The 20720-nt window shown below is 74.6% G+C and carries 17 protein-coding genes and 1 tRNA gene; 5 read left to right on the top strand and 13 right to left on the bottom strand.

All coding sequences use genetic code 11. The features are described from left to right. Nucleotides 1–91: 91 nt before the first annotated feature. The 3 genes from A2CP1_RS03840 to A2CP1_RS03830 all read right to left on the bottom strand — a co-directional run bounded on the left by A2CP1_RS03840 (nt 92) and on the right by A2CP1_RS03830 (nt 3761). Nucleotides 92–934, bottom strand: a complete 843-nt coding sequence (locus A2CP1_RS03840) for a Stp1/IreP family PP2C-type Ser/Thr phosphatase (protein ID WP_012632145.1) — start codon at nt 932–934, stop codon at nt 92–94. Between the two features lie 97 nt (nt 935–1031). Continuing rightward, a complete protein-coding gene (recN, locus tag A2CP1_RS03835; protein ID WP_012632144.1) occupies nt 1032–2852 on the bottom strand; it encodes a DNA repair protein RecN in 1821 nt (606 codons plus the stop codon). A gap of 69 nt (nt 2853–2921) precedes the next feature. Further along, on the bottom strand, nt 2922–3761 hold the full coding sequence (locus tag A2CP1_RS03830; protein WP_245529973.1) for an NAD(+)/NADH kinase: 840 nt from the start codon (nt 3759–3761) through the stop codon (nt 2922–2924). A gap of 24 nt (nt 3762–3785) precedes the next feature. On the opposite strand from A2CP1_RS03830, the gene A2CP1_RS03825 reads away from it, so the two are divergent. Together A2CP1_RS03825 and A2CP1_RS03820 are read left to right on the top strand one after the other, a co-directional pair. Continuing rightward, nucleotides 3786–5099 (top strand): replication-associated recombination protein A, encoded by a 1314-nt coding sequence (locus A2CP1_RS03825; RefSeq protein ID WP_012632142.1) that lies wholly within the window; start codon nt 3786–3788, stop codon nt 5097–5099. A 34-nt stretch (nt 5100–5133) separates the two neighbouring features. Further along, complete coding sequence (locus tag A2CP1_RS03820) at nt 5134–5775, top strand: YqiA/YcfP family alpha/beta fold hydrolase (RefSeq protein WP_012632141.1); 642 nt, start codon at nt 5134–5136, stop codon at nt 5773–5775. A gap of 168 nt (nt 5776–5943) precedes the next feature. Here the strand turns inward: A2CP1_RS03820 and A2CP1_RS03815 are convergent, their stop codons facing one another. Next, the gene (locus A2CP1_RS03815) at nt 5944–6597 is read right to left on the bottom strand and encodes a hypothetical protein (RefSeq protein ID WP_012632140.1); all 654 of its coding nucleotides are present in this window, start codon (nt 6595–6597) and stop codon (nt 5944–5946) included. A 72-nt stretch (nt 6598–6669) separates the two neighbouring features. On the opposite strand from A2CP1_RS03815, the gene priA reads away from it, so the two are divergent. From priA to def, 3 genes are all read left to right on the top strand, one after another. Next, nucleotides 6670–8880 carry a replication restart helicase PriA gene (gene priA, locus A2CP1_RS03810; protein ID WP_012632139.1) on the top strand — a complete coding sequence of 737 codons (2211 nt, stop codon included), beginning with the start codon at nt 6670–6672 and terminating at the stop codon, nt 8878–8880. Between the two features lie 74 nt (nt 8881–8954). Then, complete coding sequence (locus A2CP1_RS03805) at nt 8955–11834, top strand: DUF4388 domain-containing protein (protein WP_012632138.1); 2880 nt, start codon at nt 8955–8957, stop codon at nt 11832–11834. Between the two features lie 93 nt (nt 11835–11927). Beyond that, nucleotides 11928–12485 (top strand): peptide deformylase, encoded by a 558-nt coding sequence (def, locus tag A2CP1_RS03800; RefSeq protein WP_012632137.1) that lies wholly within the window; start codon nt 11928–11930, stop codon nt 12483–12485. 87 nt (nt 12486–12572) lie between these two features. Here def and A2CP1_RS03795 read toward each other — a convergent pair whose 3' ends face one another. The 9 genes from A2CP1_RS03795 to hisE all read right to left on the bottom strand — a co-directional run bounded on the left by A2CP1_RS03795 (nt 12573) and on the right by hisE (nt 20720). After that, entirely contained in the window at nt 12573–13217 is a 645-nt protein-coding gene (locus tag A2CP1_RS03795) for an acetate uptake transporter (RefSeq protein ID WP_012632136.1), read from the bottom strand. A gap of 332 nt (nt 13218–13549) precedes the next feature. Continuing rightward, on the bottom strand, nt 13550–14311 hold the full coding sequence (locus A2CP1_RS22730) for a ribonuclease HI family protein (protein ID WP_012524826.1): 762 nt from the start codon (nt 14309–14311) through the stop codon (nt 13550–13552). A 2-nt stretch (nt 14312–14313) separates the two neighbouring features. Beyond that, nucleotides 14314–15057 (bottom strand): zinc ribbon domain-containing protein, encoded by a 744-nt coding sequence (locus tag A2CP1_RS03785; RefSeq protein ID WP_012524825.1) that lies wholly within the window; start codon nt 15055–15057, stop codon nt 14314–14316. Between the two features lie 36 nt (nt 15058–15093). Continuing rightward, nucleotides 15094–15166, bottom strand: a tRNA-Ile gene (locus A2CP1_RS03780). Between the two features lie 53 nt (nt 15167–15219). Beyond that, entirely contained in the window at nt 15220–17628 is a 2409-nt protein-coding gene (gene rpoD, locus A2CP1_RS03775; protein ID WP_012632135.1) for an RNA polymerase sigma factor RpoD, read from the bottom strand. Beyond that, complete coding sequence (gene dnaG / locus A2CP1_RS03770; protein WP_280959894.1) at nt 17625–19520, bottom strand: DNA primase; 1896 nt, start codon at nt 19518–19520, stop codon at nt 17625–17627. Before dnaG ends, rpoD begins: the two co-directional genes overlap by 4 nt. 81 nt (nt 19521–19601) lie before the next feature. Continuing rightward, nucleotides 19602–20051 carry a GatB/YqeY domain-containing protein gene (locus A2CP1_RS03765; protein WP_012524822.1) on the bottom strand — a complete coding sequence of 150 codons (450 nt, stop codon included), beginning with the start codon at nt 20049–20051 and terminating at the stop codon, nt 19602–19604. A gap of 14 nt (nt 20052–20065) precedes the next feature. After that, a complete protein-coding gene (gene rpsU, locus A2CP1_RS03760) occupies nt 20066–20260 on the bottom strand; it encodes a 30S ribosomal protein S21 (protein WP_012524821.1) in 195 nt (64 codons plus the stop codon). Between the two features lie 127 nt (nt 20261–20387). After that, on the bottom strand, nt 20388–20720 hold the full coding sequence (hisE, locus tag A2CP1_RS23585) for a phosphoribosyl-ATP diphosphatase (protein WP_012524820.1): 333 nt from the start codon (nt 20718–20720) through the stop codon (nt 20388–20390).

Raw genomic sequence — 20720 nt, 5'->3', positions numbered from 1 at the left:
CGGTAACAGAGCCCGAAGTTGCCTGTCAAGAAAGGGTTTTGCCCACCTTACCCCAGCCCGGACCCGCACTGCGCGAGCGGGCGGGCAGGCGTCAGCCGGCCAGGATCGGCTCGCGGCCCGCCCGGATCACGATCACGGTGATGTTGTCGTCGCCGCCGCGATCGTTCGCGAGCTCGACCAGGCGCGCCGGCGACGCGTCGATGGGGCATTCGTCCACGATCTGGAGGATCTCGTCGTCGTCCACCAGGTTGGACAGGCCGTCGCAGCAGATCACGAGCCCGTCGCCGTCCTCGAGCTCGAGGCCCATGAGATCGACCTGGACCTGCGCCTCGAACCCCACCGATCGAGTGATGATGTTCTTGAAGCGGCTGTGCTTCGCCTCGTCGGCGCTGATGGTGCCGGCCTTGAGCTGCTCGTTGACGAGCGAGTGGTCCTCGGAGACCTGGTAGATGCGCCCCTCGCGCAGCAGGTAGCAGCGGCTGTCGCCCACGTGCGCCACGAACGCCACCCGGCCGTCGATGAGCGCCGCGGTGACGGTGGTCCCCATCCCGGCGAGCTCGGGAGCGTCCTGGGCCGTCTGGAAGATCCGCGCGCAGGCCGCCTCGACCGCGTCGCGGAGCAGGTCCGGGAGGCGGCTGTCCTCGACCCCGTTCGCCCCCTCGAACACCTCCGGCGCGCCGTCGCGCGCCGCGCGGATCGACTCCTGGATGGTCTCGACCGCGAGCCGGGATGCCGTGCCGCCGCCCGCGTGGCCGCCCATGCCGTCGGCGACCACGTACAGCCCCAGCGCGGGATCGACCAGGAACGCGTCCTCGTTGTGATCGCGCCGCTGGCCGACGTCCGTGACGCCGTGGGCAGCGATCGTCAGGACAGGCGTGGCCGCCACGCGCGGAGCGTACCTTTCCGCAGACTGAGGGGTCAACGCGGTTGCCATCGTCTCGCCGAACGCCGCGGTCCGCGTTCGTGACCCCTCGACGGCCCGGTGCGACCCCGCGGCGTCCCAGGATCCCCCGGTCGGCCGCGCGGGCGGCTCAGCCGGCCCGCGCCACCCGTCGCGCCGCGGCCCGGGCGGGCACCGCGCGCCGCCCGCGCTCGGCGGCCACCGGCGGCGCGGCGGGCTGGCGTGCGGCCGCCATGAGGGCGGCCGCGTGCTCGAGCGCCGAGGCGGTCACGGTCACGCCCGCCATCATGCGGGCGACCTCCTGGCGCCGCCCCGCGTCGTCGCCGAGCAGCTCGACGCCGGTGTGCGTCCGCCCGCCCGCGACGCGCTTCTCGACGCGATGGTGCCGATCGGCGAACGCGGCCACCTGCGGCAGGTGCGTGATGCAGATCACCTGCCGGCCCTTCGAGACGTCGGAGAGCACGCGGCCCATGGCCTCGGCCACCGCGCCGCCGATGCCGGCGTCCACCTCGTCGAAGACGTACGTCGCCACCGGATCGCGGCGCGAGATGGTGCGCTTCACCGCGAGGAGCAGGCGCGAGAGCTCGCCGCCGGAGGCGATCCGGCCGAGCCCGCGCGGCGGCTCGCCCGGGTTCGGAGCGATGAGGATCTCGGCGCGCTCCGCGCCGGCCGGCCCGAGCAGCTTGCCGCCCACCTCGACCCCGGCCTCGGGCGGCAGCAGCGCCACCTCGAGCCGGCAGCGCCCCATGGCGAGCCCGGCGAGCTCGCGCCGCACCGCCTCCGCGAACGCCTGGGCCGCCTCCGCACGCGCCCGGGAGAGCGCCGCGGCGAGGCGCGCCGCCTCGCGGCCGCGCTGCTCGATCTCCGCCTGCACCACCGCGAGCCGCTCGCCGCCACCCTGCAGCCGTGCCAGCTCCCCGCGCATCTGGTCGCGGCGCGCGATGGCGCCCTCCAGCGTGCCGCCGTGCTTGCGCGCGAGCGCCCGCAGCAGCTCGTGCCGGTCCTCCACCGACGCGAGCCGCTCCGGGTCGCCACCCACCGCCTCGGCGTAGCGCCCCAGCTCGCGCCCGGCCTCCTCCAGCTCCACCGCCGCCGAGCGCAGCAGCCCGAGCGGCGCCTCCAGGCGGCGGTCGAGCAGCGACGCCTCGGCGAGCGCGCGCGCCGCCTGTCCCACCCGCTCCGAGGCGCTCCCCTCCTCGCCGTACGCCAGCGCCTCGGCAGCCCGCGCGGCCTCGCGCAGCTTCTCGGCCGAGGCGAGCACGCGCCGCTCGTCCTCGAGGGACTCCAGCTCGCCCGGCCTGGGATCGGCCGACTCCAGCTCGCGGAGCTGGAACGCGAGGTAGTCCGCCCGCCGCGCCCGCTCGCCCTCGTCCGCGGCGAGCGCTTCCCGCTCGCGGACGAGGGCGGCGAGCGCCGCGTGCGCGGCGCGGTACCGGAGGAGGGTCGGCTCCGCGCCGTTTTCCGAGATCGCGTCCAGGCCGGCGAACGCGTCGAGCAGCTCGAGGTGCACCGAGGGATCGAGCAGCGACACGTGCTCGTGCTGGCCGGAGATGTCCACCACGCCCCGCAGCGCCGTCTCCAGCATCGAGACGGTGCACAGGGCCCCGTTCACGAAGGCGCGCCCGCGGCCGCCGCGCGCCGCCACGCGCCGCACCAGGAGCTCGCAGCTCACCGCGCCCGGCTCGGGCCGGATCGGGAGCCCGGCGGCGTCGAGGCGGCCGAACACCGGGTGCGCGGCGGGGAGCTCGAACAGCGCCTCGACCACCGCCTCGTCGGCGCCCTCGCGCAGCACGTCCGCGGTCATGCGGCCGCCCAGCACGAGGTGGAGCGCGTTCACCAGGATCGACTTGCCGGCGCCCGTCTCGCCGGTGAGCACGTTCAGCCCGGGGCCGAACCGGACCTCCACCGCGTCGACGACGGCGAGGCCGGAGATGCGCAGCGTCGTGAGCATGGGCCCATGATCCACGGGCCCCTGACGCTGCGCAAATTTTCAGTGGTCGGCCCGTTCAGGGCGCGTCGCTCAGCGCTCGCCCCAGCGCAGCTTCGCGCGCAGGATCCCGAAGAAGTCGAGCGACTTGTTCCGCACCAGCAGCACGCGGTTGTACGACTGCTTCACCTGGATCCGGTCGCCGCGCTCGAGCTTCACGCCGCTCTGGCCGTCCAGCGTCATGAAGACCTCGCTGTCGTTCACCAGCAGGATCTCGATCTTCTCCTCGTCCGGCACCACCAGCGGCCGCTGCGTGAGCATGTGCGGGCAGATCGGCGCGATGATCACGCCGCGCATGGTCGGGTACATGATGGGCCCGTTCGCGGCGAGCGCGTAGGCGGTCGAGCCGGTGGGCGTCGCGACGATGATGCCGTCCGCCTTGTAGGTCGTGACGTACTCGCCGGAGCAGCGGGTGTCGAGCTCGACCATGCGCGACAGCGCGCCCTTCGCGATCACCACGTCGTTCAGCACCTCGGCGTCGAGCGCGCGCTCGGAGCTGCCGCCGCGGTGCAGGTGCACGCGCAGCTTCATGCGCTCGGACAGCGTGGCGCGCCCGGCCAGCACGTCGTCCATCGCCGCGTACATGCCGCTCTGCGGGACCTCGGTCATGAAGCCGAGGCTCCCCATGTTCACGCCGAGGATGGGCACCGGGCGGCCGTCGAGCAGGCCGGCGGCGTGGATGAGCGTGCCGTCGCCGCCGAGCACCACCACCAGGTCGGCGGAGCGCGCCACCTCCGCCTCGTCGCGGAGCACCTCGACGCCCTTCCCCTCGAGGAACTGCCCCACGTACACCGCCGTCTCCGACGCCTCGGCGCTCGAGACCTTGTGCACGATCCCCACGCGCTTCGGCACGGGACACGGATGGCCGTCCATGCGGAGCATTATATAAGCGGTTTCATGGACCTCTTCGATCGCGCCGTCGCGGACGACCCGAGCGGCAAGCCGCTCGCCGAGCGGATGCGCCCCCGCCGCCTGGAGGATTTCGCCGGCCAGGAGCACGTCCTGGGCCCCGGCACCGCGCTGCGGCGCTCGATCGAGGCGGACCAGGTGCCGTCGCTCATCCTGTGGGGCCCGCCGGGCACCGGGAAGACCACGCTGGCGCGCATCGTGGCGCAGCGCACCGGCGCGGACTTCGTGCCGTTCAGCGCGGTGCTGGGCGGGGTGAAGGAGATTCGCGAGATCGTGGCCGCGGCGCGCGACCGGCGCCGCATGCACCGCAAGCGCACCATCCTGTTCGTCGACGAGATCCACCGCTTCACCCGCGCGCAGCAGGACGCGTTCCTGCCGCACGTGGAGGACGGGACCATCACGCTCATCGGCGCCACCACCGAGAACCCGTCGTTCGAGGTGAACGCCGCGCTCCTGTCGCGCTGCCGCGTCGCGACGCTGCGGGCGCTCACCGAGGACGAGGTGGCGGCGCTGCTCGATCGCGCCGTGGCGGCGCCGGAGGGGCTGGCGGGCGCGGTCGCGCTCACGCCCGAGGCCCGCGACACCATCGCCCGCCTCAGCTACGGCGACGCGCGCAAGGCGCTGAACGCGCTCGAGGTGTCGGCCGCGGCGGTGCGGCTCGCCGGCCGCCCCGCGGTGGAGAAGGCCGACGCGGAAGAGGCGCTGCAGGCACGCACCGTCAACTACGACAAGCAGGGCGAGGAGCACTACAACGTCGTCTCCGCGTTCATCAAGTCGCTCCGTGGCTCGGACCCGGACGCCGCCGTCTACTACATGGTCCGGATGCTGGAGGCGGGCGAGGACCCGCGCTTCGTGCTCCGGCGGATGGTGATCTTCGCGTCCGAGGACGTGGGCAACGCCGACCCGCAGGCGCTGCAGGTGGCGGTGTCGGCGCTGCAGGCGGTCGAGCTGGTGGGGCTGCCGGAGGGCGTGCTGCCCATGAGCCAGGCCGCCATCTACCTGGCGCTCGCGCCCAAGTCGAACACCGCCATCGCCGCCTACGGCAACGCGCGGCGCCTGGTGCGCGAGCGCGGGCCGCTGCCGGTGCCGCTCAAGCTCCGCAACGCGCCCACCAAGCTGATGGAGGGGCTCGGCTACGGCGGCGGCTACCGATACCCGCACAACTTCGAGGGCCACTACGTGGCCGAGGAGTACCTGCCCGACGCGCTCCGTGGCGAGCAGGTGGTCCAGCTCTCCGAGAATGGCCTGGAGAAGGCGCTGGGCGAGCGGCTCCGGGCGCTGCGGGAGAAGGCCGGGAAGTAGGGCGGCGCGGCCCGTCCTCGGCTAGGCTGCCCCGATGCTCCTGTACCTGCACGGCTTCGCCTCCGGGCCCTCCTCGACCAAGGCCCGCGCGCTGGCCTCGCGCTTCGCGGACGCGGGCGTCCACCTGGAGACGCCGGATCTCACCCCCGGTGACGACGGCTTCGAGCGCTCCTCGCCGTCCTCCATGCTGGCGATCGCGGAGCGGCTGCTCGACGAGGCGGCGCCGCCGCACGCGATCATCGGCAGCTCGCTGGGCGGCTACCTCGCGGCGGTGGCGGCCTCGCGCGATCCGTCCATCGAGCGGCTGGTGCTGATGGCCCCGGCGTTCCGGCTGTTCGAGCGCTGGTCGCGCCGCCTCGGGCCGGCCGACCTCGAGGGCTGGCGCGCGCGGGGGCTCGAGGTGGACCACTTCGCCTCCGGCCGGAGGCGGCGCCTCGGGTGGCAGTTCTTCGAGGACGCCCAGGGCTGGCCGGCGTTCCCCGAGGTGCGGGTGCCCACGCTCTGCATCGCCGGCCGGCGCGACGAGACCATCCCGCTCGAGGACGTGGCCGCGTTCGTCGCGCGCACGCCGGGCGCGCGCCTCGTCGAGGTGGACGACGGGCACGAGCTGACGGGCTCGCTCGACCTCATCTTCGAGGAGGCGCGGGCGTTCCTGCGGCCGGTGACCGGACGGTAGCGGCGGGAGCAGGGAGGGGCCCCAGCCGCAGGCTGGGGAGGGGTGTAGCCCCTCCACGCGGGGACCGCTCGCGCGCCCGCGCAGGCAGGCGCGAGCGGTCACGGGCCCGCGGAGCCAGGGATGGGGCCCCGACGGCTCTGCCGGCGGGGCGGGGACGCAGTGCCCGTCCTACTTGTGCGCGTGGACCCGGGCGAAGCGGGCCTCGTCCGTCGCGTGGCACTTGCGACACGAGGCGAGGTCCGGGAGCACCAGCCCGGCCGCCACCGCCTTCGCCCGGTCGCGCATCACGCTCGCGGTCCAGTAGTCGCCGCCGTTCCCGTGGCAGCCCTCGCAGTCGAGCCCCTTCTGCGCGTGCGGTGACGCGGACCACGACTCGAACTGCACCCGGTGGCACATCTTGCACTTCTGCGGGCCGACCTTGGCGTGCGCGGCCGCCGCGGGGGCGGGCGCCGGCGCGGGGGCGGGCGCGGCCTGCACCGGCGCGGGCGCCGGGGACGGCGCCGGGGCCGGCGCGGGCTTGGCGGTGTCGGACGGCTTCGCGGTCTCGGCCGGGCGCGGCGCGGGCCGCGGCGGCGGCGTCACGGTCGGCGCGGCCGGCAGCTCCGCCGGTCGCGGGGCGGGCGCAGGCTGGGCCTGCGGCGCGGGCTGCTCGGCGGGCGCGGGCGCGGGCGGCGTCACCTCCGGCGCGGGCGCCGGCGGCACGGCGGAGGGCGCGGGGGCGCTCGGATACGCCGGCGCGGGCGCCTCCTTCTTGTCGGAGCAGGCGAGGACGGTGAGGACGCCCATCACCGCGACGGCGATGCGCAGATCGATGCGGGCCATGTGTTCCTCCGTGAGCGGGGGAGTGTAGCCGATGCACGGCGGAGAGGGGGGAGTGGCTGCTAGACTCCGCGCGTGCTCGTCGAGGTCGCCGTCGCCGCCGCGGTCCGCGGCACCTTCACCTACCGCGTGCCGTCGTCGCTCGCGGCGGAGGTGGCGCTCGGGCAGCGCGTCGCGGTGCCGTTCGGGAGGAGCCGGCGGGCCACGGGCTACGTGGTCGGCTTCCCCGCCGCGCCGCCCGAGGGGTTCGAGCTGCGCGACGTGGTCGAGGTCCTCGATCGGTTCCCGCCGTTCACGCCGAAGCTGGTGGAGCTGCTGCGTTGGGCCGAGGAGTACTACCTCGTGCCGCCCGGCGAGCTCCTGCGGGCCGCGCTGCCGCCCGGCCTGAACGCGCGCCGCGGGGCGCCGGCCCCGACGCGGCGCGGGGTGGAGTACGCCGCCCCGGCGGCCGACGCCGCCGCGTCGCTCGGCGCGCTGGGCCGCGCCGCCGCGCAGCGCGCGATCCTCGAGTACCTGCTCGCCCGCGGACGGATCCCGGTGGAGGAGCTGCGCGCCGCGTTCCCGCGCGGGCGCCCCGCCCTCTCCGCGCTCGCGAAGCGCGGGCTGGTGACGCTCGAGACCGAGACGCCGGTCGCGACCGCGGGCGTGCTCCCCGCGAGCGCGGCCGCGCCGGCGGCGCTCACCGCGGCCCAGGCGGCGGCGCTGGCGGAGATCGACGCGGCCGCCGGCACGTTCCAGGCCTTCCTGCTCCACGGCGTCACCGGCTCGGGCAAGACCGAGGTCTACCTGCAGGCCATCGCCCGCGCGCGCGCCGCCGGGCGCGGCGCGCTGGTGCTCGTCCCGGAGATCGCGCTCACCCCGCAGCTCTCCGGCCGCTTCCGCGCGCGCTTCGGCGACGACGTGGCGCTGCTCCACTCCGGGCTGTCCGACGCCGAGCGCCACGCCGAGTGGCTGCGCCTCCGCCGCGGCGAGGCGCGGATCTGCGTCGGCGTGCGCAGCGCCATCTTCGCGCCGGTGCAGGACCTGGCGGTGCTGGTGGTGGACGAGGAGCACGACGGGAGCTTCAAGCAGGAGGACGGCCCGGCCTACCACGCCCGCGACCTCGCGGTGGTGCGCGCGAAGCGCGAGGACGCGGTGCTGATCCTGGGCTCCGCCACCCCCTCGCTGGAGACGCTGGAGAACGCGCGCCGCGGCCGGTACCGCAAGCTCGACCTGCCCGCCCGCATCGACGACCGCCCCATGCCCGACGTGGAGCTGGTGGACCTGTCGAAGCTGCGGCGCGCCGGCGTGACCGGGCTGCCCGGCCTGCTCTCGCCGCGGCTTTGCGCCGCCCTGGAGGACACCCTCGCGGCCGGCCAGCAGGCCATCGTGTTCCTCAACCGCCGCGGGTACGAGACGCTGGTGGTCTGCGAGGTCTGCGGCGCCGAGGCCCGCTGCCCGGACTGCTCGGTGTCGCTCACCCACCACGCGCGCCGTGGCGTCCTCATGTGCCACTACTGCGGCCGGACAGAGCCGATGAGCGCGCGCTGCGCCGCGTGCGGCGGGGTGCGCTTCGGCGTGGGCGTCGGCACCGAGCAGGTGGAGGAGGCGGTGCGCTCGCTGCTGCCGCGCGCGCGGGTGGCGCGGCTCGATCGCGACGTGGTCTCGAGCGCCGACGACACCGCCGCGGTGCTGGCGCGGTTCGCGCGCCGGGACGCCGACGTGCTGGTGGGCACGCAGATGGTGACGAAGGGTCACGACTTCCCCGGCGTCACCCTGGTCGGCGTGGTGCTCGCCGACACCGCGCTGGCGCTGCCGGACTTCCGCGCCGCCGAGCGCACCTTCCAGCTCCTCACCCAGGTGGCCGGGCGCGCCGGGCGCGGGGCCGAGGCCGGGCGGGTGATCGTGCAGACGTTCAACCCCGCCACCCCGGCGGTCGCGCTCGCCGCCACCCACGACTACGCCGCGTTCGCGGAGGGTGAGCTGGAGCGGCGCCGCGCGTTCGGTTACCCGCCCTACGGGCGGATGATGGCGGCGCGGGTGGAGGGGACCGAGGACGGCGCGCGCCGCACCGCCGAGGCGCTGGCGCGGGCGGCCCGGCCGGCGCTGGCCGGCGAGGTGGCCATGCTCGGCCCGGCGCCGGCCGCCATCGAGCGGATCCGCGGGAAGAGCCGCTGGCACCTGCTGTTCCGCGCCCCCTCGCCGCCGTCGCTGTTCCGGGTCCACGCCGCGCTGGCGCGGGTGGCGCAGCGGCCGCCCGGCGGCGCCGCGATCCGCTTCGACATGGACCCGTACTCGATGTTGTAGGTCCGGCACGCACGCCCGCCGGCGGCGCGGCGGCGGCTTGGTCGCCCGGCGAGCCCGATCCATAATCCCCGCGCTTGCCCCGGATCCTCCTGGTCGACGACGACATCGCCGAGATATCGGCCGTGAAGCGCGTGCTCCTGCGCGCGGGGCACGCGCCGGCGCTCGCCACCAGCGCCGCCGACGCCCTCGCCGCGCTGGAGGGTGCCGCGCCCGACCTCGTCGTGCTCGCGGCCGCGTGCGACGGCGGCGAGGCGCTGGCGCTGGCGCGGCGCGTGGCGGAGGACGCGGCGACCGCCCACGTCCCGATGATCATCGTGGGCGAGGCCGACCCGCTCCCGCGCGGCGCCCGGCGCCTGCCGCGCCCCATCGACCCGGCGCAGCTGCAGGAGGAGGTCGCGGCCCGGCTCGGACCTTCGGCCGCCGCCCCCGCGCCGCGGTCCTCTGCCCCGGCGGCGCCCGCGCGCCCCGGCCCGGCGAGCGGCGCCGGGACGGATCCCGGCGCCGCGCGGCGCGCCGCCGCCGAGGCGCTGCGCGCGCGGGCCGAGGAGCTGCGCCGGAGCGGCGGCGGCTCCGCCGTGCCGGCGCCACCGCCCCGCGCCGCGGCGACCGCCGCACCGAAGCCGGCCGTGCCGGGACCGGCCGCGCGCCCCGCGGTGCCGGCCGCGTCGCCGGCCGGGCGTGGCGCGCCGGAGCCCGCGCCGAAGCGGGCCGCCTCCGCCGCCCCCGCGGGCCCGCGCGCGCCGGCCCGCTCCGGGCGCCCCGGCGCGACCCCGACCGCCGGCGCGCGGGCGGCGCCCGGCCCCACGGACCGGCTCGATGCGCTCGCCCCGGCCGACGCGCTCGCCGGCGCGCTCGCCGCCGGGCCGGCGACCGGGGGCGACCTCGGCCTCGCCGACGAGGACGGGCTGGACGCGCTGCTGCGCCGGCTCGAGGCAGGCGACGACGTCTCGGGGCCGGAAGAGGCGTCGCCGCCGGACGCGGCCGACCGCGCCGTCCAGGCGCTGGCCGATCTGTTCGACGACGCCCCCCTGCCCGCGCCGGTGCCGGTGCGCGCGCCGCAGTCCGCCGAGGCCCCCCGTCACCGCGAGGCGCGGCGCGCCGACGCCGCGCCACCCCGCGCCCCCGCCGCCGCGGCCTCCCGTGCACCCGCCGTCACCCCTGCCGCCGCGGCCGCGCGCGCGCCCGACGTCGCTCCCGCCCCCACCGCCGCGGCACGCGCCGGGTCGCCCGCGCGACCGGGCGCCGAGCTCCGCGCGGCAGCGGACGCCGCGGCCGCTCGCGCCGCGGAGCCCGACGCCCGGGCCCGCGCCGAGGCCGACCAGGAGGCGCTCCGCGCCCGCGGGGCGGAGGAGAAGGCCGCCGCCGAGGCCGAGGCCCGCCGCCGCGCCGAGGAGGAGCTGCAGCGCGTGCGCGCGCAGCTCGAGGACGAGCGGCGCAGCGCGGAGCAGCGCCTCGCCACGGTGATGGAGCGCGCCGCCGCCGAGGAGTCCGCGGCGGAGGAGCTGCGCCGCGTCGCGGAGGAGGACGCCCGGCGCCGGGCCGAGGAGGAGGAGGAGAAGCTCCGGGCCGCCATCGCGAGCGCGCGCGCCGAGATGGAGGCGCTGCGCCGCCGCGGCGAGGAGGAGGCGCGCCGCCGCGCCGAGGCGGAGGCCGAGCTGCGCCGCCTCGCCGAGCTGTCCCGCCCCCCGGCCGCCGTGCCGCCGCGGGCGCCCGCCGGGTTCCCGTTCCCACCCGCGCCGCCCGTGCCCGCGCCGGAGCCGTTCCTGCCGAGCTTCGAGCCGCCCGCGGCGGCGGCCCCCGCCCCTGCCGACCCGGCCGAGGACGCCGCCCGCCGCCGCGTGGCCGCGCTCCGCGGCGCCGCCCCCGCTTCCCCCGCGCCCCGGCCCGCCGCCGCGCCCGCAGCCGACGACGACGCGGCGCCCGCGCCGCCGCCGGCCGAGCTGCGCGCCGGCACGCTCGCCGACCTCCCCGCGCCGCGCCTCCTCGCGCTCGCCGCCCGCGTTCGGCTCGCGGGCCGGCTCGACTTCCAGGGCGAGCTGGCGCGCTCGCTGTGGTTCGAGGACGGCCGCGTGGTGGGCGCCTCCAGCGCGGATCCCGCGGAGCGCGTCGAGGAGCTGGCGCTGCGCTTCGGCCTCGTCACCCGCGACCAGCACCGGCTGGTGGCGGCGGCCGCCGCGGCGCTGCCCACCCGCCGCGCCGCGCTGCTGCTGCTCGAGCGCGGCTTCCTGAAGCCGACCGAGCTCACCGGCCTCGCCCGGCGCCGCACCGAGGAGGTGGTCTCCGGCGTCTTCGCCGACGGCGCCGCCCGGTTCCGCTGGGTCGCGCAGGCGGTCCCGGCGGACGAGCGCACCGCGCTGGAGCGGGGCCCGCTGGCGCTCGCGGTCGAGGGGGTGCGCCGCCGCTGGCGCGCCGCGGAGGTGGAGGCGCTGCTGGGAGGGCCGGGCACGCTGCTCGGGCCGGCCGAGGACGCGCCGGACGAGACGGAGCTCGGGCTCTCGGCCGAGGAGCGGCGCGTGGTGGCGCTCGCCGACGGCCTGCGCACGCTCGACGAGATCGTCCAGGAGAGCCCGCTCGACGGCCTCTCCACCCGCCAGGCGCTCGCCGCGCTGGTGGCGGTGGGCGCCCTGTCCGTGCGGCTGTTGCAGACCGGCCGGCCGGCGCCGGCCTCCGACGCCATCGATCTCGCCCGCGTCCGGGAGAAGCTCGATCAGGTCCGGCGCGCCGACTACTTCACGGTCCTGGGCGTGGGCCGGCTCTGCACGCCGCACGAGGTGCGGGACGCGGCGGACCGGCTGGCCGCCGAGCTCCACCCGGAGCGCTTCGCGGCGCTGCGCGATCCCGCGGTCACCGAGGCGCTGCAGGAGATCCAGCAGGTGGTGCTCGACGCGCGCGACGTGCTGGCCGACGATCGCCTGCGCCAGGAGTACCTGCGCGGGCTCGGCGACGCCCGCTGATCGGCCGGGCGAGCGCCTCCGGGCGCCCGATTCCGCGGGGATGCGCGGCGGCCCCTTCCCCGTTAGATGTGGGATCCGGTAGAAGGTGCTCGAATGGTTCGTGAAATCGTCATCTGGCCCGACCCCATCCTGAAGGAAGTCGCCCATCCCGTGGACCGGGTGGACGACGGCATCCGCCGCCTCCTCGACGACATGGCCGAGACCATGTACGCCGCGGACGGCGTCGGCCTCGCCGCCCCCCAGATCGCGGTGAAGAAGCGCGTCATCGTGATCGACACGTCCCCCCGCCAGGAGGGGCAGACGCTCATCCACCTGGTGAACCCGGAGATCGTCCGCGGCGAGGGCGAGCTCACCTACACCGAGGGCTGCCTGTCGATCCCCGGCGAGGCCGAGGACGTGGACCGCTTCGCGCGCGTGTGGGTGCGGGCGCTCGACTACCACGGCAAGCCGTTCGAGCTGGAGGCGGAGGGGCTGCTCGCGGTGGCGCTGCAGCACGAGACCGACCACCTGAACGGCACCGTGTTCGTGGACCACCTCTCCAGCCTCAAGCGCGAGCTCATCCGCAAGCGGATGAAGAAGCTGAAGGCGCAGCGCGCCGCCGAGCCCGCCGCCGAGGTGAAGACCGCGGCGCGGCACGAGTCGGCGCTGTAGCGCGTCCGGCGGCCCGCGCCGGAACGAGAGACGGCAGGCCCCGCGCGCGGGACCTGCCGTTCTCGCGTCTCGGGGGCGTGGCCCTGGCTACAGCTCGCCGATGGGCAGCACCTTCCGCCCGTAGACCTCGTTCAGGATCTGCGCCGCGCCCAGGTAGATGGCGCCCAGGCCGCAGGCGATGCCCTCGTACCCGGCGATGCGGGTGATGGTGGCGTTGCCGGTCGCGTCGCCCAGGCCGAGCAGGATGAACAGCACCACCAGCGCGAAGAAGACCAGCATGATGGTGCGGTTCATCTTGAGCGTCGCGATGAAGAGCACGATCGAGAACAGGCCCCAGATGAACAGGTAGGCGGCCATGGCGTTCTTGTCCGAGGCGTCGGCGATCCCGAAGCGCGGCATGACGATGAGCGCCACCAGCGAGATCCAGAAGAAGCCGTACGACGTGAACGCCACCATGCCGAACGTGTTCTTCTTCTTCCACTCCATCACGCCGGCGATGATCTGGGCGAGGCCGCCGTAGAACAGGCCCATCGCCAGGATCATGCTGCCGATGCCGATGATGCCGGCGTTGTGCAGGTTGAGCAGCACGGTGGTGAGCCCGAAGCCCATCAGCCCCAGCGGCGCGGGGTTCGCGGTGGTGTCCTTGATGACCGTCTCCGCCAGCGCCGCCGCCTGGCCAAGATCGATGCTGGGGATCTGGGGGATCGCCTTCGCCGTCTGCACGTCCTTCATTCCGTCGCCTCCGGGATCGGGTGGGTTCCGGAGCCCATAGCACGTGTTGCGCAATGATTTGAACGGCGGACGCACTTTTATGCGCAATCCACCTGACATGCGTCAAATGAAATGGAAGGCTGCGGTCGACGTCTCGCCGCAGCGCACGGGATGCGCGCACGGGCTGCGGACGCGCCCCGGCGCGGCGCGGGTTTCGCGCAGCCGGTGCGCCGCGGGCGCGACGGGGTGCGCGCGCGCGACCGCGCGCCGCGGGCGGCGCCGCGGGGCGCGAACGTGAACGGTGGGTGAACGGAGGGCGGCGCCCGCGCGCGGCGGGCGCCGCGTCGACGACGCTACAGCCGCTCGTCGATGGCGCGGTTCGACATCGCGTCCGCGAGCGTGTTCTCCTCGCGCGGCACGTGCCGGACCTGGATGCGGTCGAAGCCGGCGATGAGCGCGCGCGCCTCGTCGTGGAGCGGGCGGAGGTGATCCGCCTTCACCGCGTAGTCGCCGGCGAGCTGCTTCACCATCAGCTCGGAGTCGGACAGCACCTCGAGCTCCTTGATGCCCATGGCCTTGGCGCGCTTCAGCCCGAGGATGAGCCCCATGTACTCGGCGACGTTGTTGGTGGAGTCGCCCAGGAACTTGCCGATCTTCGCCACGATGTGGCCGTCGGCGTTCACGATGACCGCGCCGGCGCCGGCCGGGCCGGGGTTGCCGCGCGCCGCGCCGTCGGTGAACAGGCGGGTGCACCGGGCCGCCTCGGCGGCGGCCGCGGCGTCGGCGGCGGCGCGCTCGGCGGCCTCGCGCTCGGCGCGCTCCTTCTTGCGCCGGTCGCGCTCCGCCTTGGAGAGGTCCATCGCCTCGTCGAGCTCGGCGGCCGCGCGCTGCGCCGCCTTCTCGACGTCGGACACCTTGCGGACCTTGATGCCCTTCGAGCCCGCGCCCGGGGCCGGCTCGCGCGCCTTCTCGGCCTCCTCCACCCGGTCGGCGGCGGCGGCGAGCAGCCGCCCGAGCGCGTCGCGGTCGTAGCCCGGGTACCGGGCGCGCGTCCGCGGGAGCTCCTCGTTGGCGGCGATGAAGCGGAGCAGCTCCGCGAGGACGGCCTTGGCCACGGCTAGGCCGGCGGCGGCGCCGGCGGGTTGACCGCCTCGGCCGCGTAGATGATGCGGTGGCAGTTCGGGCAGGTCTCGATCGAGTTCGCCCGCTGCAAGGTGATGGCGAGCTGGGGCGGGATGTGCCGGTGGCAGCCGTCGCAGGTCATGCCGATCACCTGCGCGACCGCCACGCCGGCCCGGCGCCGCTTGATGTTCTCGTACTTCGAGAGCAGCCCGGGGTCCACGCGCTTCACCGCCTCGGCGCGCCGGGCGTCGAGCTCGGCCAGGCGCTGCTGGGCGGCCGCCTGCCGCTCCTCGAGGCCCTTCAGCTCCGCCTCGTTCGCCTCCTCGCGCTCGGCCAGCGCGTCGGCCTTGCCCTCGAGCGTCTTCTGGAGCTCGCCGGCGCTCGCGACCAGCGCCTTGATCTGCTCGGACTGGCCGTCGTTCGTCTTCTTCGCGATGTCGATCTCGCGGGAGAGCGCGGCGTACTCGCGGGGCGTCCGGATCTCGCCCAGGCGGCCCTCCCACTTCTTGACCTTGTCCCGCTCCATCGCGAGGAGCGACTCGAGCTGCCGGCGCTCGCGCTCGTTCCCCTCGACGCGGGACTTCTCCTCGTCGTAGGCCCTCCGGGCCTCGGCGACCCGCTGGTCGATCTCGGCGCGCTTCGCCGGGAGGGTCTCCAGCTCAGCCCTGACCTCGTTCGAGTCGAGGTCGATCTGCTGCAACTCCTCCAGCGTCTTCAGCTTCTCACGCAGCGACGACAATGCCGTTCTCCCGTTCTCCCTGCTGGTTGCGACGAGTGGGCCCACCAGGATTCGAACCTGGATCGCATCGGTTATGAGCCGAGCGCTCTGACCGTTGAGCTATGGGCCCGAGGCCCCGGCAGGCACCCTCTATCATATTCGCGTCGCCCGAGACGGGGTCGATCAGCTCTCCACGAAGCTCTTGAGCCGCTTCGACCGCGACGGGTGGCGCAGCTTCCGCAGCGCCTTCGCCTCGATCTGGCGGATGCGCTCGCGTGTGACCTCGAAGTCCTGGCCGACCTCCTCGAGCGTGTGATCGCTCTTCTCGCCGATGCCGAACCGCATGCGGAGCACCTTCTCCTCGCGCGGGGTCAGCGTGGCGAGCACCTTCCTGGTCTGCTCGGCCAGGTTCATGTTGATGACCGCGTCCGACGGGGAGACCAGCGACTTGTCCTCGATGAAGTCCCCGAGGTGGCTGTCCTCCTCCTCGCCGATGGGCGTCTCGAGCGAGATGGGCTCCTTCGCGATCTTCAGGACCTTGCGGACCTTGTCGAGCGGGAGCTCCATCTTCTCGGCGATCTCCTCCGGCGTCGGCTCGCGCCCCAGCTCCTGCACCAGGTAGCGGCTGGTGCGGATGAGCTTGTTGATGGTCTCGATCATGTGGACCGGGATGCGGATGGTCCGCGCCTGGTCCGCGATGGCGCGCGTGATCGCCTGGCGGATCCACCAGGTGGCGTAGGTCGAGAACTTGTAGCCGCGCTTGTACTCGAACTTGTCGACCGCCTTCATCAGGCCGATGTTCCCCTCCTGGATCAGGTCGAGGAACTGCAGGCCGCGGTTCGTGTACTTCTTCGCGATCGAGACCACCAGGCGCAGGTTCGCCTCGACCAGCTCGGTCTTGGCGCGCTCCGCCTTCCGCTCGCCGTCGCCGATCATGCGGTAGGTCCGGCGCAGCTCCTCCACCGGCACCTCCGCCTCCTCCTGCACGCGCAGGATCTTGCGGCCGGCCGAGCGCAGCGTGCGGTCCAGCTCCTCCACCTCGTCGAGCGCGCAGCGGAGCTTCTTCGCGAGCTTCTTCCGCTCGGCCTCGTCCTCGCGCGTCTCGCGGAGCAGGCGCCGCAGGTCCTTCACCGGCACGCCGGTGCGGCGCTCGCAGTCGAAGAACTCGCGCTCCGCCTCCTCCACGCGCTTGATGAAGCTCTTCAGGCGCAGGACGATCCGGTCGATCTGCTTCTTGTTGAGCTGGATCGCCTCGAGGTTCTCCATCATCTCCGCCTCGATGGCGCGGATCTCGCCCTTCAGCTCTTTGCGCTTCACCTCGGAGAGCTTCTTGCCGCCCTGGAGCGTCTCGCGGACCTTCGCGACGTCGCGCTCCAGCTTGCGGATCCGGTCGATGTGCTTCAGCACGTGCTCGACCTTGCGCTCCTCCTCCTTCGGGATGCGGGGCTTCTCCGGCTCGGCGCCCTCGGCCGGCGCGGCGCCGTCGCCGGCCTCGGCCTCGGCGTCGCCCTGACCCTCCGGCGCCTCGGCGGCCTCGTCCAGCTCCTCCTCGGGCTCCTCCGCCTCGGCCTGCTGCTCGTCGCCGGCGTCCTTGATGATCTCGCGGACGCGGATCTTGCCCTTGCGGAGCCGCTCGCCCAGCTCGAGGATCTCGCGGATGGCGATCGACGACGAGAGCACCGCGCCGAGGATCTCCTTCTCGCCCTCCTCGATGCGCTTCGCGATCTCCACCTCGCCCTCGCGCGTGAGGAGGGAGACGGACCCCATCTTGCGCAGGTACATGCGCACCGGGTCGTTGGACTTGCCGTAGCCGGCGTCGTCCTCCTCCTCCTTCTCCTCCTCGGCGTCCGCCTTGGCCTCGGGCTCGGGCGGCTTGTCCGGGAGCTTCATCTTCTTCTCGGCGCCGTCCACGACCTCGATGTCGTGCTCGCCGAACATCGACATGACGTCGTCGATCTGGTCCGAGCCGATGTCCGAGGGCAGCGCGTCGTTCACCTCGTCGTAGGTGAGGAAGCCCTTCTCGCGCCCGCGCGCCATGAGCTCCTTCACCTCGGACCGCTCGGTGATGTCGCTCATGTCGTCCTGCGGGAGCTCGTCGAGCTCGTCGTCGTCGTCGTCGTCGGCGTCCGCCTCGGCGCGCTCGGTCTCGGGCTCGGCCTCGTCGGTGGGGCGACGGTGCTTGCCGGGGCGACCCGCCGGGCGGGCGGGCTCGGCGGCCGCAGCCTCGGGCGCCTTCTTGCGGGCCTTCTCGGGCTTCTCGCCGGCCTTCTCGTGCCGCTCGGCCTTCTCGGGCTTCTCGACCTTCTCCGGCTTCTCGCGCTCGGCCTTGGCGCGCTTGACCGGCGGCTTCGCCACCGCGCGCGCAGGCGCCCTGGGCGCGGGCTTGGCCTGGCGCTCTTCCTTGCGGCCGCCGGCCTTCGCCTTCTGCTTCGGCGCTGCCTTCTTCACGTGCTTCTTCGCGGCGTGGCCCTTCGTGGTCATCGGCTTCGGCTCCTTCGACGGCTCGGCGGCCCGGTGGTGCTCTTTCGTAACGTTTTTCGGCCGGGTGAGCCCGGCCAATGTATCCAGAATGCTTCGGAGCTTGCCTTTCATCCGGGACGTTCCAGGGAACGCAAGCGTCTCTGCAGGTCGCGGCGCTGGTTGATGAGGCGCTGGGCGGTCACGTCCAGCCCGTCCGCCGCGGCGCTGCCGGCCTTGGTGACCCGCCGCAGCGCCTCCCCGTACTCCTGGTCGAGGCGCTCCAGCGTCGCCTTGACCGCCGCCTTCCGGAGCTCGCGCTCCGCCTCCTCCGGCCTCGGCCGGCCGGGCCCCACCAGCGTGCGGAACCGCCGGGCCGTGGCCTCGTCGGCGCCGGAGGACAGCCGCGCCAGCGCGTCGTCGAGCGCGACCGGCCCGCGCACCAGGTCGCGGGCCAGGTCCGCCAGCGGCCCGGGCGGCAGGAGCTGCGGAAGGCGCTCCTCCTCCGCCACCGGCCCCAGATCGGGGAAGGCGGCCAGCAGCGCCAGCGCGTCCGCGGCCGGGCCGGGCAGCAGCACCCGCACCCTGGCGTGGGCGGACGGCCCACCGCGCGCCGGCCCCGCGGACGGGGCGGGGCGGGATGGGGCGCCCGAGGGCCGCTCCGGGTGACCCGTCGGGGCGGGCGCCGGGACGCCCGGCCGCCGCCGCTCGGCGGACAGCTCGGTCCTGAGCGCACCCGGGTCGAGGTCGAGCCGGCGCGCGATCATGTCCTCGAAGACGGAACGCGCGAGACCCTCCGGCATCATCCGCACGAACGGCTCGAGCTCGCGAACCGCGGCGAGCTTCCGCTCGAGCGCGGCCTCCCGCGGCCGGTCGCCGCACGCCCGCTCGACCGCCCGGTCCACCAGGAACTCCGAGAGGGGGACGGCGGCCGCCAGCAGCGCGTCGACCCCGGCGCGCCCGTTCGCGCGGGCGTACTCGTCGGGATCGCTCTTGCCCGCGGCGGACGGGAGCACCGCCACCTTGCCGGCCATGCCCGCCGGGAACAGCGCCTGCGCGGCCTTGGCCGGCGCGGCCAGGCCGGCCACGTCGCCGTCGAACAGCACGGCGACCTCGCGGCAGTCGCAGCGGGAGAGCAGCTCCACGTGCTCGGGGGTGAGGGCGGTGCCGCACACCGCCACCGCGCCGGTCACGCCCACCTGGTGCAGCCCGATCACGTCGAAGTAGCCCTCGACCAGGACCGCGCTGCGCGTCTTGCGGATGGTCTCGCGGGCCAGGTCGAGGCCGTAGAGCACCTTCGACTTCTTGTAGAGCGGGGTCTCGGGCGTGTTGATGTACTTCGCGCCCTGCTCCTCGCCGAGCGCGCGCCCGCCGAAGCCGATGACCTGCCCGTCCATGCCGGCGATGGGAAACATCAGGCGGTTGCGGAAGCGGTCGTACGTGCCGCCGCCGTCCCTCTCCCTCTCGATGACCAGCCCGGCGCGCTGCAGCGCCGCGACCCCGATGCCCTTCTCCTTCAGCCGCGGCGCGAGGTCGTTCCACGCGTCGGCCGCCACCCCCAGCCGGAAGCGCCGGACCGACTCCTCGGTGACGCCGCGCCGCTCGAGGTACGCCCGCGCCGGCGCGCCGAAGCGGCTGGCGAGCCGCGCCGCCCAGTAGCGCGCGGCGGCGTCGCTCGCGGCGAGGACCTCGTTGCGCTCCTTGCGCTTCGCCCTCGCCTCGGCCGAGTCCTCCTCGGCCGCCTCCGGGATCTCGACGCCGACCTCCTGCGCGAGCGCCCTGACCACCTCGGGAAACTCCTTCCCCTCGAGCCGCTGCAGGAACGTGAAGACGTCGCCGTACGCCCCGCAGCCGTAGCACTTGAAGTGCTTGTCCTCGGGGTAGACGTGAAAGCTCGGCGTCCGCTCCCCGTGGAAGATGCAGTTGCCCTTCCACGTCCTGCCCGATCGCTTCAGCTCCATGTGGCGGCCGATCACGGCCACCACGTCGACGCGCTCGCGGATCTGGTCGATGACCGCGTCGGGGATCAGGTTGCGCCTCCGCTACCGCTCGCGGCACGCACGGCGCCCGGCCACCGCCGGGCGGCCGCGGCCGCCTCACCGCCCGGCCTACTTTCCGGCGAGGCGCGCCTTCACCATGTCGCTGACGGCCTTCCCCTCGGCCCGGCCCTGCACCTCGGGCAGGAGCGCCTTCATGACGGCGCCCATGTCCTTCGGCCCCTGCGCCCCGGTCGCCTGGACGGCCGCGTCCACCTTCGCGCGGAGCTCGTCCTCGGTGAGCTGGGCGGGGAGCCAGGCCTGGAGGATCCGGATCTCCGCCTCCTCCTTGTCGACCAGGTCCTGGCGGTTCCCGGCCCGGTACTGCTCGACCGAGTCGCGCCGGCGCTTGATCTCGGAGGCGATCACGCCCTGCACGCCCGCGTCGTCGAGCGGCTTCATCAGCTCGATCTCGCGGTACTTCACGGCGCTCTTCAGCATGCGGACCACGCTCAGCTTGAGCGTGTCCTTCTCGCGCATCGCGGACTTGAGGTCCGCGTCGAGCCGTTCCTTGAGCGCCATGGCGATGGCCCCGGCTAGAAGCCCTTGCGCATCTTCTTGAGCGCGCGCTTCTTGGCGGCGAGGGCCTTCTTCTTGCGCTTCACGCTGGGCTTCTCGTAGTGCTCGCGCTTGCGGATCTCCGAGAGGATGCCCGCCTTCTCGCACTGCTTCTTGAAGCGCTTCATGGCGTTCTCGAAGGACTCGCCATCCTTGACACGCACTCCGGTCATTCGTTCCTCGGTCTCGCTGATGAGGTAGGAGCTTTTGCTCGCCCTGAAACATGAGGAGCCGGACATCGCGGATGCCCGGCTCTCCACGCGGCTGAATCGCGGCTAATAGTGGAAAACCCCGCGACTGTCAAGGGTTTCCGGTCTTGGGCGCCGGGGGCTGCAGGTGCCGCCGCTCCAGCACGCCGTAGACCTCGGTCGGGGTCACGTCGGCCGACGCGAGCAGCACGTACAGGTGGTACAGCAGATCGGCGGCCTCGTGCGCCAGGTGGTCCTTCGTGTCCTTGCCGTCGAGGAGCGCCTGGTGCGCCTCGTTCACCTCGTAGGCTTCCTCGATGATCTTCCTGCGGATCCTGGCCGGCGCGGCGAGGAGCTTCTTGGTGTAGCTCTCGGCCGGCGCGGCGTCCGCGCGGCGCGACTCGATGGTGGCCCAGAGCTTCGCGAGGAAGCGTTCGTCTGCCAT

This window comes from Anaeromyxobacter dehalogenans 2CP-1, assembly GCF_000022145.1.
In the GTDB taxonomy this organism is placed as follows: domain Bacteria; phylum Myxococcota; class Myxococcia; order Myxococcales; family Anaeromyxobacteraceae; genus Anaeromyxobacter; species Anaeromyxobacter dehalogenans.
The sequence above is the reverse complement of the archived record's forward strand: the minus strand, read 5'-3'. Positions and strand labels throughout refer to the sequence as shown.